This is a genomic window from Nucisporomicrobium flavum (assembly GCF_016464385.1).
Taxonomy (GTDB): Bacteria; Actinomycetota; Actinomycetes; order Mycobacteriales; family Micromonosporaceae; genus Actinoplanes; species Actinoplanes flavus_A.
The window spans coordinates 237,737-252,803 of sequence record NZ_JADMLH010000011.1 but is presented as its reverse complement, the minus strand read 5'-3'; the positions used below and the strand labels follow the sequence as shown (position 1 = coordinate 252,803).

General features: G+C 72.9%; 8 protein-coding genes. 4 read left to right on the top strand and 4 right to left on the bottom strand.

What is annotated here, in order from left to right:
- The first annotated feature begins 71 nt into the window (after positions 1-71).
- Positions 72-233: a hypothetical protein gene (locus IT780_RS42125; RefSeq protein ID WP_233413494.1), complete on the top strand. Its 162-nt coding sequence runs from the start codon at positions 72-74 to the stop codon at positions 231-233.
- Between the two features lie 77 nt (positions 234-310).
- Entirely contained in the window at positions 311-436 is a 126-nt protein-coding gene (locus IT780_RS42825; protein WP_267910142.1) for a hypothetical protein, read from the top strand.
- A 112-nt stretch (positions 437-548) separates the two neighbouring features.
- Here the strand turns inward: IT780_RS42825 and IT780_RS25915 are convergent, their stop codons facing one another.
- The 4 genes from IT780_RS25915 to IT780_RS25900 form a co-directional block, all read right to left on the bottom strand.
- A complete protein-coding gene (locus IT780_RS25915; RefSeq protein WP_199514265.1) occupies positions 549-9,440 on the bottom strand; it encodes a hypothetical protein in 8,892 nt (2,963 codons plus the stop codon).
- A 9-nt stretch (positions 9,441-9,449) separates the two neighbouring features.
- A complete protein-coding gene (locus IT780_RS25910; RefSeq protein WP_199514264.1) occupies positions 9,450-11,564 on the bottom strand; it encodes a caspase family protein in 2,115 nt (704 codons plus the stop codon).
- Complete coding sequence (locus tag IT780_RS25905) at positions 11,561-12,739, bottom strand: alpha/beta fold hydrolase (protein ID WP_199514263.1); 1,179 nt, start codon at positions 12,737-12,739, stop codon at positions 11,561-11,563. Before IT780_RS25905 ends, IT780_RS25910 begins: the two co-directional genes overlap by 4 nt.
- A 1,225-nt stretch (positions 12,740-13,964) precedes the next feature.
- Positions 13,965-14,138 carry a hypothetical protein gene (locus IT780_RS25900; protein WP_199514262.1) on the bottom strand — a complete coding sequence of 58 codons (174 nt, stop codon included), beginning with the start codon at positions 14,136-14,138 and terminating at the stop codon, positions 13,965-13,967.
- Positions 14,139-14,173: 35 nt separating this feature from the next.
- Between IT780_RS25900 and IT780_RS25895 the strand changes: the two genes are divergently transcribed.
- Both IT780_RS25895 and IT780_RS25890 read left to right on the top strand, forming a co-directional pair.
- On the top strand, positions 14,174-14,590 hold the full coding sequence (locus IT780_RS25895; RefSeq protein WP_233413493.1) for a hypothetical protein: 417 nt from the start codon (positions 14,174-14,176) through the stop codon (positions 14,588-14,590).
- Between the two features lie 157 nt (positions 14,591-14,747).
- Entirely contained in the window at positions 14,748-14,897 is a 150-nt protein-coding gene (locus IT780_RS25890; RefSeq protein ID WP_199514260.1) for a hypothetical protein, read from the top strand.
- Positions 14,898-15,067 lie beyond the last annotated feature (170 nt).

Below are 15,067 nucleotides of genomic sequence, written 5' to 3'. Positions count from 1 at the left end.
AGGGTCCTGTACGTGATGTATACCGGGGTCGGCTGGGAAACCTGCCACAGGAACTCGGCTTCAGCTCGGGTATGACGTGCTGGCGGTGGATCAAGCGGTGGACCGACGCCGGCGTGTTCGACGACCTGCACCAGATTCTGCTGGCGCAGCTGAACGCGGCGAACGAGATCGACTGGTCGAGGGCGGTGATCGACGGCAGTCACATCGACGCGAAAAAGGGGGTGCCGGAATAGGTTCGTCGCCGGTCAACCGCGGCAAGCCGGGTTCCAAGTACCATCTGATCTGCAACGGCAACGGCACCCCGATCTACGTGCTCACCTCCGGCGCGAGCGTGCTCGACTTCAGCCGCGCGATTGACCTGCTCGACGGCCACCCGCCCATCGCCCGACGGCGCGGCCGCCCGCGCCGCCGCTTCGACGCCCTGCTCGCCGACTAGGGCTAACACAGCGAAGTCTTCCGTCACGCCTGCCGCCAACGCGGCACCCAGCCGGTCATCCCGCGCCGCAGAAGCAGCCGGATCAAGGGCCTGGGCAAATGAAGAACCTCCATCACCGCCCGTCGGTGTCGAGCAGCGTTTGCCATTGCGCCGGTGGGGCGCTCAGGGTAGGCAGCAGAATCACCGGAAGAGCCTGCCCGATCACCTCCCGGGCGGCCCGGTTGACAATTTGTCGCTGGGGCGGCAGCAGCGCCGGCTGGGCGACCGGCCGGCCGGCGGGCGGGGTCAGGCCGCGGCCGAGGGTCGCCAGTTCGGAGAGCAGCGGGGCGTCCGGCTGCCAGTTCGCCCGGTCGCCGAACCGCTCGACCCGAGCCGGTGAGCCGGTCGCGACCAGCAGCGCGTGCGCGACCGGCGCCCGCAGATCCTCCCGGCCGTGCAGCACCGGCCGGGCCAGGATGGCCTGGCAGCGCTGGACCACGGTGGTCAATCGGTCGGGCGGCATCTCGGGGGCCAGCTCGAGCCGCTTGATTTGCGCCCACAGACCGGGTTCGGTCTGCCGTTCCGGCTGCGTCAGCCAGTGGGTGACCAGCGGCTCGACGTGCAGGGATCGGATCGCCCGGCGGCCGATCTGGTGCGCGATGAGCACTGCCAGGGCGGCCGCCCGGGCGTCGGACTCACCCAGCTCGGCGGCCACCTGGCAGGCCGCCAGCAGCGGGGCCAGATGCTGCTCAGCACGTCCGGCGAGGGCCTCCCGGCCGCCGGCGGCCAGCCACCGGGCGAGCACCCCGGGGTCGGCCCGGTGGGCAGCCGACCACACTACGGCTGTGGCCGGGTCGGCCGGGCAGTCGGCCGCCAGGTTCGCCGCCCGGTAATCGCGGAACGGCTGATCCCAGTCGCCGGCCGGCGAGCCGGCGTGGACCGCGGCGAGGCGCTCGGCGATCGTCCGGGGCAGGTCGAGCTCGGCCCGACGATTGCCCGCCGGCACCGCCACAATCTGCGGGAAACGGCCACCACGGACTGCGGTCACCTCGGCTCGCAGCCGCTGACCGAGTGCCAGGCCGCTCGCCGCGGTTAGGGTTAGCAGGACCCCGGTGTAGGCGGTGCGTACCAAATAGCCCGGCCGGTCGGCGGCCGGCAACGCGGCGACGACCACCGACAGCACGCTGCCGACCTCGGTGAGACGGTGCTCCCGGGCCGCGGCTGGCCGGTCGACCACCGAGAACTGCTGTCGCTCGCGGACCATCGGGATCGGCGCCGGCCCGGCGAGCAGGCCGGGCAGCCGCGGGTCGGGCTCGCCGATCCAGGACGCGAGCCGGGACGGCAGCCAGCCCAGCGCGCCGGTCTCGGTGTTCCGGCCAATCAGCCCGAGGAACTGGCCGTCGACCTCGATCGGCACCTCGATCAAGACCGCCTGCTCGGCGTGGCCGGTGCCGGCCGACATGCCGGCCCGCAGCTCATCTTGCTCGTGATGCCACCACAGCACGGCACCCCGGTCGCGCAGCGCGGTCGCGGCGGCCGCGACCGCACTACTGTCCAGCCCAAGCACTGCCTTGTCGGCCGCGATCAGATAGAGGGCATGACCGGCCCGCAGGACCAGCGAACCGCGGACCGACGTGACCACCTCGGTTCGCACGATCCGCCGGCGGGGCCACCGGCCGGACGGCTGATTGCGGCGGGAGACGGTCACCGTCAGACGTTCGCCGGACCGGCCCAGCTCGTCCACGGTCACCGGCAGGGCGCCGCCGAGGGCCCTCAGCAGCCGGGACGCGGCGGCCGGGCTGGCCAGCAGGTCACGCAACCAGGCGGTGCCCGGCCACGGGGTCGGCCCGTCCCCGGCCAGCGTGACCTCGACGTCGCCGAAGCCGGCCAGTCCCCAGCCGCCGTCCTGGGGCACCAGCAGGACGGTGTCATCGGTCCGGACCGTGCCCGCGCCGAGCCGGTTCGCCGAGGTCAGCCGCACCCGGCTGCCGACCGGGTGGCGGTCGAGCAGCTCGGGCTCGGCCGGGTACCACCGGGTGTGCCCGCCCGCGCCCAGCTGCAGCGCCCCCGCTGCGCGGTCGGTCGCGACTACCGGCAGCACGATCCCCGGCGACCCGGGCCAGGCGCCACGCAGTCCCGGCGTCCAGTCGCGCAGCTCGAGGGTGACGTGCCCGGTCTGCTCGTTGCGCCGCCGCCGCACGGTGACCAGGTCGCCGCAGCGCATCTGCGACCAGTCGAGGTCGGCCAGCGACTGCCGGCGGGAGGCGAACAGGGCAACCGGTACCTCGGCGACCCGGCCCGGGCTCAGCTCCAGCCAAAGCGCCGGGATGCCGTCGAGGGTGGTCGCGTCGGCGACCACATAGGTCTCCTCGTCCCGGCCGCAAATCGGCCGGTCGAGCAATTCGGCGGCCGGCAGGCCCAGCCGCAGCAGCTGGTTGCGGGGGTAGCGCAGGGTCGGGCCGCCGCGGTCGGCGAAGAACACCGGCCAGCGTTCGGCGTTGCCCGGACCCAGCTCTTGGCGGCGGCACTCGCGGCTGTCGGCGTCCCAGTGCCCGGTGGTCGCGTCGTGGTATTCCCAGGTCCCGTCGCGCAGTCGGCGGGCCAGCTCGGCCCGGCCGCCCTCGGCGAACGACAGCTGCGCCCAGGGCAGCGCACGCGGCTCCCCGCCGCCGACCGGGTGCAGCCGGGCCGGCCCGGCCAGGTCCAATTCGAGGGTGCCGACCACGGTCCCTGGGTCGATCGAACGCAGCCGGGCGTGATTGTCGGGGGCCGGGCTCACCGCGTACACGATCTTGGGGTGGGCAGTTTGGAGCAGGGACTGGACGTTCAGGCCCCGGTCCGGCCGGGCCGCGATCGCGGGCAGGTCGGCAAGCGTGAACGCGTTGCCGTTACGGGCCTGACCGAGCCCGCCCGGGCCGAGCACCGAGTTCTTCGGCAGGGCGAGCGCCGGGCGACCGTCCCGGACGTAGCGCAGGTCGGCTGGGATGGCGATCTCCAGCTGGAGCGGTTCCCCGGCGCTCCCCGCCAGCAGGCGCAGCAGGGTGCCCGGCTCGAGGCGGCGAGCGCCCGGCACGCCGGCCGCGTCGTAGAACACGCCCGGGCCGACCTCGAGCCGGTCGTCCCGACCCAGGACGGCAAAGCAGGCCGCGCCCTGCTGCCGCACCCAGCTGGCCAAGGTGGCCGCCGGGCGGGCCGGGGTGTCGACGATCGAGCCGTGCCAGCGGTCCCGCCGGTTCGGCGCCTTCCGCACCAGGCGCACCATGAACTGCCGGCCGCGGTAGGCGTTCGCGCCTCCAGGGCTGCGCAACTGCCGGGCCAGCAGGCCGACCTGGGGGGAGAACTGCCGGCGAGCCACGCTGAAGGTCCACTTCTGGCCGGCCGAGCCGAGCGGGTGCAGCTCAAGGCAGAGCTCGTTGCCGGTGTCGACGATCTGGTCGGCCCGGGCGTAGAGCAGGTCACCTTCGGCCAGCCGGGTCGGGTCGATGAGCGTGAACATCTTGCGACGACCCTGCCGGGCCGCCTCCGAGGTGTCCAGGCGGGCATGGAGCTGACGGGTCACCTTGCCGGACCTGCCGGACTTGCGCTCGCGGGCCACGACTGCCTCTGCGTCCGCCGGCGCCAGCTCGGCCCGGATCGGATGCGAGGCCACCTCGATCCGATCGCCGGACGCACCCTGCCGCTGGGTGTGCACGCCGAGCACGGCGACCTGGCCGTGCACCAGGTCGACCTCGACCTGGATGCGGTGGATCATGCCGGCCACCGACTCCCGCATCAGCCGCCCACTCAGCGCAGTCGCCACGTCCCGGCCGGCCAGCCGCAGACCGATTTCACCAGGCAGCGCCGGGTCGTGGACCAGCCGGACGGTCCGCACCCGGTCGCCGTGGAAGAGCCGGCTGCCGGCCGGTTCGCCGTCGATCGTGAGCGCCTCCACCGGCACGTCGACCGTCCAGCCGAAGCCCCACTCGAACCGGTGGTGGCCGTGCTCGGCGCCAACGTAGTAAAGGGGATCCGGCAGATCGGTCCGTGTGTCGTCGATCGGGAGCGAAAGTGCGGCCGCGAAGCCGGCGACGGCGAGCGGGGTCGCGCGGGCGAACGATGCCACGTGCCCGGCGTCGACGTCCTCGATCAGCGCCCGGACTGAGCCATTGTCGTACGCCTGCCCGTCGACCAGCGCCAGCTCGTCCAGCCGCAGCGGGAGCCAGCGGGCCAGCGTGCCGTCGGGCAGCGGGGCCCGATAGCCGCTCAGCAGCAGCCGGTCACTGTCGCGGGTGCCGACCATGTGCTGGTGACCGTCGCGCAGCGCCCGCTCCCAGCGGTCGAGCTCCATCTCGGTCGAGGCGACCGGTCGCGGCGGCTGCTTGATCACCGCCTCCAGGCCGAAGGTCCGCCGGACCGCGTACCGCGGGTTGTCGTCGCCCGGGTGCTGGGTCAGGCGCAGGTCAGTGCTGCGGACCCGCATCAGGGAGCCGGCCGGGAATTCCCGGGCCTCCCCGACGTACGTTCGGTTGCCCCGCTCGACCAGCACCCGCACGTAGGCCTGACCGTTGTAGGACCAGGACCGGTTGTCGAGCCGGCTGACCGTGTGCCGCTCGGTGACCCGCTCGGCCGCCTTCCCGGTGGCCAGCTGCGGGGCCTCGGGCGCTTGATAGACGGTGTACGGCCGGCCGTCGCGCTCGACCTCCCCGACCGGCAGCCAGCCCGGCCCGACCTTGGCCACGCCGGTGTAGAGGGCCCGGCCACGGATCTGGCGGCGGCGTATGTGGCCGATCCAGCCGGTGGTGCCCCGGCGGAAGTCGATATGGTCGCCGACCTCGGCCTTGAGGGCCGACAGGGTGGGCTCGGGCACCACAGCGTGACCGACCCGGTTTCCGTTGCGCAGCCACAGGCCGTACTGGATGATGCGCTTCTCGGTGTCGAGGACCTGTTGCACGACCATGCCGTCGAGGGCGTCCACCCCGGCCAGCACGGCCTCCAGGCCGGCCGCCGCGCTGAGCCGGAGCAGCTGGTCGTCCGGCACGGCGACCGGGTCGCGCTGCGGCACCGGCTCGTTGACCCGGTCGGACTCGACGATCACCTCGCGGTCCCGGCCGAACCGGTGGATCGTCGCGGGATCGGCGGCCAGCGACACCGACTCGGTCGCCACGAATATGCCAAGGCCGGCCCGCGTGATGCCGAGCAGCGAGGCCTTGTGCAGGTTGCCGGCGACTATCCGCTGCAACCGGACCCGGCTGTCCTTGGGCAGGTGAGCCAGGGCGTGCCAGCGTACCTCGGAGGCCTCGGTGGGCCGGGGCACGCCGCGGTCCGCCATCCGCTCCGCGGCCACCGTCGCCGCCCGGGCCTGCGGCTCGCCCCACTCGCGGACCACGCAGAGCGCGTTCTCTGCCGACCCGTCGAGGCCGGTCACCGCGATCTCGGCCGGGAAGCCGGCGGGTGGCTCGACCCTCAGGTGCCAACCGGCCGAGGACCAGACCGCCGTATGCACGGCGACCTCGCTGTCCTCCGGCTCGTCGAAGATCCGCAGCCAGTCGCGGTTGCGCTCGTCGAGCTCGTCGAGCAGCACGAGCAGCCCGTCCGGGCCGGCCGGCCGGACGGCGACGGCCAGCCCCGGCCGGCCGTCGCCGACCAGGCCGAGCAGGCGGGACCAGTCGTGGGGCGCGAAGTCGTCGGCGCCCAGGAGATAGGCGCGCCCCGGCCGGGTCACGAAGCGCAGCCGCGTCTGCTCGTCCTCGGTCACCTGCTCGGCCAGGACCAGCCGCAGGCCGTCCGCGAACGCGGCCCGTTCGCCGGCGATAAGCTCCCGGCCACCCCGGTCGAGAGGCACCCAGCGCTCGATCGTCTCGTCCCAGCAAGCGCAGGTCTCGACCGGTTCGCCGGGAGGGCCGTAGCGGCGGGCCAAGTCGGGGTCCCACCGCCAGCGGGCCGCGCGGTCCCGCTCGTCGGTCGCGCCGAGCCCTGGATAGACGTCCGTCCCGCCGATCTCGACGGCCAGCCAGGGTGCGCCAGCCAGCGGCCGTACGGTGGCCTCGCGCACCTCGGCGGTGTCGAGCGGGCGGTCGATCGGCGCGAGTGCCCGGTCCACCACCGGCGCGCCCGGGGTGCCGGCGAAATGGGCGACCACCAGGTCGCCGAGGCCCGGCATCCGGTCCCGGTTGGCGAGCTTGTGCCGGGCAGGGTAGCCGAAGCCGGCGTTCACCCACACCGTACGGGCGGGCTGGTCGACCGCACAGACGATGCCGTAGCCGTCCGCACCGGCCAGCAGGGCGGAGGTCACCGCGGCCACCCTGTCGCGTTGGGTGAACGCGTCGAAGATCCCGTCGCGGGAGTCGTGGTAGCTGACCAGCGTGCCATGGTATCGGTCGAGCTGCACGGCGACGGTGGTGAGATCGTCGGCGCGGGCGTGGTCGAGGTCGAGGTCGCTCAACGGCGTCTCCACCCGGCGTACCGAGGGGCCGGTCCGCAGGTCGCGCCAGAGCCGCTCGACGGTCTCCCCGAGGGCGGCCGCCTGGCCCACGATCGGGGCGCCGCCGTGTTGGAAGAGCAGCCCGCGGACGTCGGTCGCGGTGAGTCCGGCCGAGACCCGCTGCCCGACCACCTCGTACGGGCTGATCGCACCGCGCCTGGCCGGCTCGGTGCCCAGCCGGTAGAGAGTGGCGACCGCCCGGTAGCGCCACTGGGTCGCCAGGCTCGGCGGGGCGGCGACCCTGGTCAGCTCGCGCAGCAGCAACTGGTGATACCACTGCGCGGCCCGGCTGAGATCCAGGATCGCGTCGATCACGATCTCGCCGACCTGGGCCACCTGTTTCTCGGACTCGTCGCCGTCGATCGGCGCCCGCAGCAGGTCGATCATCCGCCGGCGGACGATCCGCGCCAGTTCTCGCGGCTCGACCCGGCGCAGGACGCTCTTGGCCCAGTCGTCGGCCCAGTCGTCGGCCCAGTCGGCCTCGGCCGGGCTGTGCAGCAGCGCCTCCAGCCGCACGGTCTGCAGCGCCATCGGGGCCGGCTCGTCGCCCAGCGCCTTCACGAGCCGGGTCGACCACCAGCGCCACTCGTCGAGGCCGTGCCGCGGCGCCAGCAACAGCACGTTGGCGTTGACGCGCCGGGTGCGGGGCTGCGCGGCCGCGTCGCCGCCGGGCGGAGTGAGGCCGTAGGTCTCGGCATTGGACAGCCAGTCCCAGTCCGGCTCCTCTTGCGGCCGCCAGTCCCAGCCCGTCGCGTGCCGGCTGTCCGGCCGCAGGTCGCGCTCGAGCAGGGCGGGCGCGGCCCGTTGCCCGGAGTCGAAGTCGAGGCGCTCGGCGAGCAGTAGTCGCAACAGCCGGGCGGCTGGGGTGGGCGCCGTCCCGGTGAGCCAGCCGTCCTCGTCCTCGCTCTCCTCGGGCCAGCCACCGCTGACCGTCTCGCGCAGCCACCAGAACGCGGCCATCGGCGCGGCGAAGATCATCAGCCGGGCCCACTGGGTCGGCTCGGCGTCGCATCGCGCCCGCGCGGCCCGCCCCTCGGACAGCAGCCGGACGATCCGGCGTGGCACCGCGTGCGGGCCATGCCCCTTGCCGCAGCGGTCGGCCACCATCAGGGCATGGTGGTAGAGGGTGACCAGGGCGCCCGGCAGCAGGCTGTCACCGGCGGCCTGCGGGTCGATGGCGTCCCGCAGCGGACTGCAGACCGCGGTGTCGCGGATCAGCAGCAGCAGCGCGAGCAGGTGGTCGGCGTCCTCCTCCGAGCCCGGCGGGACCGCGGCCAGCAGGTCGGTGGCGAGCGTGGCGGCCGCGCTGAGCCGGATCAACGAGGGCGGATCGTTCCAGTCCGGATAGGCGCCGCGTTCGGCGCTCGCCCGCCAGCGCTGCACGGCCCGCAGGAGCCAGGGGCTGCCGACCAGGCTGGCCGAGGCCGCCGGAGTCGCGGTGACCGGGCCGTCGGTCAGTTGCAGCCGGGGCGGCTGCCGCCGCTGATCCCAGCTGCGCACCCGGGCGAGGGTGCTGAGGTTGTTCCAGGCCGCCTCGTAGCCCTTCTCGCCGTACGGCACGGTAAACGGCACGATCAGGTCGGCGGTCTTCCGCGAGCGCTCGACCAGGGTCGGGGCGGCCCACCAGGTGCGCAAGCCGACCAGGGTGGCGGCCGGATCGCGCTCGGCGGCCACCCGCCACATCGCGACCTGCCAGAGCACGGCGGCGGTGGCCGCGGCACCGCTGCCACCCCAGCGAGCCTGCGCGATTTCCCGCCGCTGCGGGTCGAGCCCGGGTTCGTTCTTGCGCCAGGCGGCCAGGTCCAGGCCGGTGACCGCCTCGGTCAGGGTTTCGGTCACCTCGGACGCTTGCGCGCGGGACAACCCAGCGGCCTCCTGCACGAGGTCGGGTTCCAGGTCGGCGGCTCCCCTTCCGAACGCCCACAGCCGCGCCAGCAACCGCTGCCGGTTCTCGGCGGTCCCGTCGGTGAGCGCCCAGAACCGCACCGCGAGCAGGAACGGGAGCCGCCCGTACCGGCCGTCGAGGGCGGCCACCAGCAACTCCGGCATACCGTCGCCGAGCCACTCCCGGGCGGTCTCCGGTGACCGGGCCGCCAACTCGGCCGCCAGAGCCACTGCCGCGGTCGCCAACGGAGCGCTGAACAGGTCATCGTACGGATCGGGGACGGCCGCCGGCCCCGGCGCCTCAGCGTCGGCCGGGTCGGCCGCCACCACCTCGGCCAGCGCGACGATGCGGGCCCGCAGCCGGCGCGGCGAATCGGCCAGGGCGTCGAACGCGGCCCGCAGCTCGGGGTGCCCACCGGCCAACTCGTCCAGCTCGGCCAGGTAGGCCGCTGTCCGGCCGGTCAGCGACAACCGGTCGGCGTGCCGGCGGTAGGCGGCGAGCACCCGCGGGAGGGCGTACAGCATCAGGCCGGGCTCCACCCGGCGCAGCTGGTTGATCGCCTCCTCGGCCAGCTCGACCCGCTCGGCCGGTTCGTCGAGCGCGCGCAACGCGTCCAGGTAGGCGTCCGTCCCCGGCAGCGAGAGTCCCTGCGTGGCGCAGAGATACCAGTCAGCGAGCACGTTGTCCTCCTAGGCGGCGTGCGGAAGCGGAAGCATGGGGCGCAGCGCCGACCGGATCGCGGCCAGCGCCTCCCGATCGGTGACCGACAGGTCCTCGGGCCGCAGCCCGACCAGGCGGCGCAGGTGGTCGTCCAGGCCGGACAGCCACTTCGCGGTGTTGGCGGTGATGCCGTGCTGGACCAGCAGCGCCCACGCGCCGGGACGCACCGGACCGTGTTCGACGGCGGCGGGCTCGACGCCCTCGCCGAGCCCGCACCGGATGGCGAGCAGCGCCACCTCGGCCGAGGCGGTGGCGAACAGCCCGGGCGCTGCCGCAGCGGGCAACGTCACCAGGTCGGACACCCGCCGGTCGGCGTACGGCGCCCACGGGGCGGCCGCCTCGAGCGAGCGGCGCCGCAGCACGACGGTCAGCGCGTCGACGACCTCGGGGGCGGGCATCTCGCGGGTCGGGTCGGGCGGCTCGATCGCGTGCGTGAGCCAGTAGCTGAGCTCGGCGTCGGTGCCGGCCGCCACGGTTAGCGAGGTCAGCCGACCCGGGGCGGCCCGCCGCTCGGCGTACTGCGCGAGCAGCGCCGGATAAAGGCCGGGCCGGCGGTCGCGGGCCGAAGTCAGCAGCGCGGCCTCGTCGTAGCCAGGGTGCCCGGGGTCGTTCAGCTCGGCGACCACCTGGGCCGCCCAGGCGACGGGGTCCGCCTCATCGGGGATCGCCGGCGGCTCGCCGGCCACGGCGGGCAGCTGGGCGCCGTACGCCCGCAGGTGCGCGACCAGCGCGCCCAGCGCGCCCCCGGCCGGGAAGGGGAACGGCACGGGACGACCGGCCGTCTCGACCGGTGCGAACGCCGCGACCAGAAGCTCGGGTAGTTCCAGCGTGCGAGCCAGGCGGGCCGCCCGGTCCGGGCCGGCCACCGCGAGCACGGCCAGCCCGGGGACGAGTCGCCGGATCGCGCGCAGGTATTCGCCGGCGATCCGCACGTCGGTCAGGCCGGTGACCACCGCGCCCTGCACCGGCGCTCGCAACCATCCCCGTTCGGCGCCGATCTCCTCGGCGGTGGCCGGCGGCCGACCGGTCGACGGGGTCAGCACCAGCCAGCGGCGAACGGCTTCCGGATCGAGCGCGCCGGCGGCGGCCAGATGGTCCTCGGCGGCGGTCAGCGCGGCCGCCAGTTGCGCGGCGTAATCCGGCTCGACCGCCCCGGCCAGGACTGCGAGACTGGGCGCCCGGTCCAGGCAGCAGGCCACGTCGAGCCGCACCCGGTAGCGCTCGTCGACCGGCGGCCGGCCGTCGCCGGGCGACGCGGCAGCTGACGCCCGGTAGGCGGTGAGATCGGTCAGCGGCACGACCTTCGGGCCGGCCGGCCGCGGCCTCCAGACGTCCTGTTCCGCGCCGTCCTGCAGGAAGGCGAGCCGGGCCGGCTGCTGCTCGGCCGATGCGACGCGTGCTTTCACCCGCTGGTAAAGCTCGTCGAACCGCCCCTCGTCGGGCCAGCTGAGTTCGGCCAGGACGGCGTCGGAGAAGCGGCCGGTCCGGTTCCGGTCGTCATTGCCGGCCGACTGGCCCGGGCTGGCCGCGAGCAACGTGTCCTGCTGCCGGAAGGCGCGGACCAAGTCGGCATCCTGGTAATGGTGCACCGGCAGCTGCCAGTGCCGGGGGACGTCGGCCTGACAAGCGTCCACGATGACCAGTTGTCGCGGGTGCTGCGCGAACGCGGTGGTGCGCATGAGGCGCAGCAGCAGGTCGAGGCGGTGATTGCTGCGGTACCGGTCCTGGGCGTCGGCGCAGAGCAGATGGGTGAACTCGGTCGGTGGCCGCACCCCGTGCCCGCCCCAGAACAGGACCAGCAGGTCACTCGACTCCTCCCCGACGTCGAGCAGGCTGTTAAGGATCGGACCGAACCCGGCTGGCCGCACGTCGAGCTGGCCGGCGATGTGGCTCTCGACCTCGGCCGCATTGCCGGCCAGCGGGCTCACGTGCAGGCGGATGTTCCCGGCTGGAACGCCCTCGGCGAGGAGCCACTCCACGAAGCGGCACGCGTCCCGGGCCGGCCCGTCGAGATTCCAGCTCTCGCCCAGGTCGTACCGCTCGATGCCGACGACGACCGCCCGGGTGCGGAGCGGATCGATCATCGGAGGAACGAGTCCAGCTCTTCGTAGAGGGCGTCGTTGCCGAAATAGGTGGTGTGCGCATAGGGGAATGGCCAGCGGTTGTCCACCTCGGCGTCGGTGACCCGCCCGGGGAAGAGTCCGCCGCTGGTGAAGCCGAGCAGGTCCCGCCGGTCGAAGATGTTCAGCCAGCGGGGGAAGCCGACCGGCAGCGGGGTGCCGAAATCCAGCCCGGGCAGCGCGCCCAGCTCGTACAGCAGCGGCGCCTGGGAGCCAACCGTGACCAGACCAGTCACCGCGGGCAGCGGGGTCGTCGCGAGCAGGTCGACGGCGGCCACCCCGCCCAGGCTGTGCGCCACCACGACCACGTCGTCGCCCAGCTCTTCGATGCGGGATCGCAGGTGGTCGCGGATCGCCCCGCCGCGGGCCAGGTATAGCAGCACATCGCCGGCGACCGCGCTGGTCGACCGGGTGATCGCGGCGCGCCGGCGTTCGACCGGTTTGCCGGCGCCCATGCGCAGGGCTAGCCGCAGCCCCAGCTTGCCGGCGTCGGCGCCGAACCCGCGGTCGGTGCCGCCGAGGGCGGCCACGATCTCGGCGACCAGCGCATCCCGGTGGGTGCCGTCGATCGGCGGGCGGCCTGCCTCCGCGGCCAGCAGCAGCGACTGAGCGACGACCGCCCGGGCGAACGGCCGGCGCAGGTCGGCCGGCCGCACCTCGGAGTGCGCCAGCGAGCTGATCTCCGCACTGGCCAGCACCGCCCGGACGGCGCCCGGGAACACGTCGGCCAGGCCCAGCTCGGCAATGCCGGCCTCGAGCTCGGCCGCTAGCCCGGGCGCCTGTTCGATCAGCTTGGCCGCGCCGCGCACCGCCATCGGGTCGAACTCGCCGGCCCCGCCGCGGGCCGCCGCCGCCTCGGCCGCGGCCAGGGTGGACAGCTCGAACAGCGGGTCGGCCGCCAGGAGGCTCCACAGTGCCACGTCGCGATCGGTCGGCTCCTCGGGCTCGCGCGCGCCCTGCCCGGCCGGAATCGAGACACCCTCGGCCCGCAGCCGGGCGCCGTGCTCGCCGCCCCAGTAGCAGGGCTCCACGCGCAGCTCCGGGCGGATCGCCTGCAGCTTCACGCGGAAGCTGTCGAAGCCCGTGGAGTAATCGGGCTCGCGCACTCCGGTGCCGTGCACATGGAGAACGACCGTCATCGAGCACCCCCTTCCGTTCCTCGCACCGCTAACCAGTGCGCCGCCGGACATCGAGGAAGGTTCAGCACTCGAAAAGGTAAACACGGGGTAGCGGCCGACTGCCGCAGTCGTTTAGCCAGTTTCCCGGGCCGCCCGGGCGTCGTCAATTCCCCGATCGAGGCATCTAAAAGCCGGACGGCCTATGGGTTCCGGCTCGGTGCCGGTTGGAAGGTCCGTCGAGGATCAGTGCGTACAGCTCGGCCGGTGTCAGGTCACGGCCTCGCGGAGGGCGGCCTTGGTCGCCGCGCCGACCTTGGATAACCGGTGTGGCGCACCAGGGAGCGTTGCTGCACCAGTTCCGCCGGCTCGCCATCCGCTGGAAACGACGCCTCGACCTCCACGGCAGCCTTGTCAGCCTCGCCTGCGCCCTCATCTGCTGGCGCCGCTTGATCAAGTCCCGCCGACGGAGATCGTGTTAGCAGTGAATGCTTCCCCAACGGCGGATGAGACGGCAGTAAAACGAAGGAACCCCCGCCCGGAGGCGGAGGTTCGTCTGTGTGCGCAGCAATTCGAGTGTCAGCAGTAACCGGGGATGCACACAAGCTGACCGCCCTCACGGGCGTTCCAACACGTTAGCGGGGTCCGCCGGTCGCCCAGCAGATGTAACGCCCTGCCTCAGGCCCGACGGTGCATCCAAGCTCCTGTGAACAGGGTCAAGGCTGCGATCGCGCACACTGCCGCGATGGCCCGCTTAGCTGTGGATGTCAAAGATTCTACCGTGCTAGAAGCTCTCCACACGGGTGCCTGACCTGCAAAACGCGGTTACGGAACACGCGATCCGATTCCTGCCCCTCAGTATCATTCTGCCCGTGAGGCTCAAAGGCTCGCCGTCCTAGACTTCCCATCCCGGTCTTGTCGCGCAGGTTGACCCAATTGATCTAGCCGCCGAGTTGAACCGTTCCTCCGGGCCACACCACAGGCGCCAGGCCCAAACCACGCACCACCTTCCCGCACCCGTCGCACGGGGCAGCAGTGACGTACAGCGTGGACTCCAGGCAGCCATCCCTACCGGCTGCGCGCAACGTTCCCGGACGGCGCCTGGTTCATCGACGTCGGCGAAACCGACGGCCGTGACGACCAATCGCCCGAACGGCTCTACACCCACGTAGCGCTAGCGTTGGGCCTGCGACAGCACGGCCCGGCCACGCTGCAAGTTCTACGTGAGCGCCTGCACAACCGACGGGCTCTACTGATCGTCGACGGCTGCGAACACCTGCTCGCCCGAACCCGCGAGCTCATCGGCGACCTGCTGCAAGCCACACCCCACCTCCGCGTCGTAGCCACCTCCCGCCAGCCGCTCGGGATCGCCGGCGAACACACCATGCTGGTACCGCCGCTGCCCAACCGCGACGGAGCCCATCCGCACAGGGGACGGATGATCTTTTCCCTCTGCCAGTGTGCGAGAAGGAACGGGGACCGGACGTGCCGGCCCGTCCTGTGGACAAGGAACTTCTCAATGAATCTCTACATGTTGATGGACTCCCCTCGGCCTTCGTCGCCGGCTCCCGCTCCGAGTCACTGGCCAGCCTCGACATCGTTGCGCGTCCACGACCGGACAGCCCGACATCCGCGTGGGTCGCCGACCGGGCGCTCAACCATGCCATGACTGAGCCCGTCCGTCGGGTGGCCCTGACCCAGCGGACTGAGCTCGGCAACCTGCTGCGCGCGCCGCCGCCACAGCCCCCCTCCGGTGCAAACGCAGGGTGGGAGGAGCTACCGCCACCGATCGGCGAGGTGACTTCCCACTGGGAGAACAACGCACTCGGCGACGTGTTCGTCGTCCTGCGCTGGAAAGGCCAGCCTCAGGATTAGCTGGTGGCCGGTGCGGCGTCGACTCGACCGATTATGGCTACGGGTGACCTGTACCAGGACAACACCGAACCGGAGATCGCCGCGTACTTCCTGGCCCGTCTGGATGCGGCATAAAACTGGTCACGTTGGCGGTGCACTCGGAGACTGGCTCATCCCGGTGCGCGTCAGCCGCGGCGATCCCTGGTGGGTGGCCGAGGCACAGATCGCACTTACGATCGAGCAGGCAGAACTCCTGTCCGACGATGACGCGGCGGGGCTGCTCGCCGACTTTACCGACCTTGCCTGGCGCGACGTGCCGGCGAACTGAACGAGCAACTCGTGACCGCAGTGACACCGGAACTCCGCGCCCCGGCCGGCTGACCTCTGCCCTAACGGCGGGCACAGTTAGCGAGCCGGTCGTCGCCTCGCGGATTGAACCAACATTCGGAAGGAGGGCGGTCGGGCGCGATCGCCGACGTTCCCGGACATAGCCGATGA

Bases quoted from the DNA above. Each gene is read 5' to 3' on its own strand.
- IT780_RS42125 (WP_233413494.1), top strand. From the start codon at position 72: ATGACGTGCTGGCGGTGGATCAAGCGGTGGACCGACGCCGGCGTGTTC.
- IT780_RS25910 (WP_199514264.1), bottom strand. From the start codon at position 11,564: ATGATCGATCCGCTCCGCACCCGGGCGGTCGTCGTCGGCATCGAGCGG.
- IT780_RS25905 (WP_199514263.1), bottom strand. From the start codon at position 12,739: ATGACGGTCGTTCTCCATGTGCACGGCACCGGAGTGCGCGAGCCCGAT.
- IT780_RS25900 (WP_199514262.1), bottom strand. From the start codon at position 14,138: ATGGGCTCCGTCGCGGTTGGGCAGCGGCGGTACCAGCATGGTGTGTTC.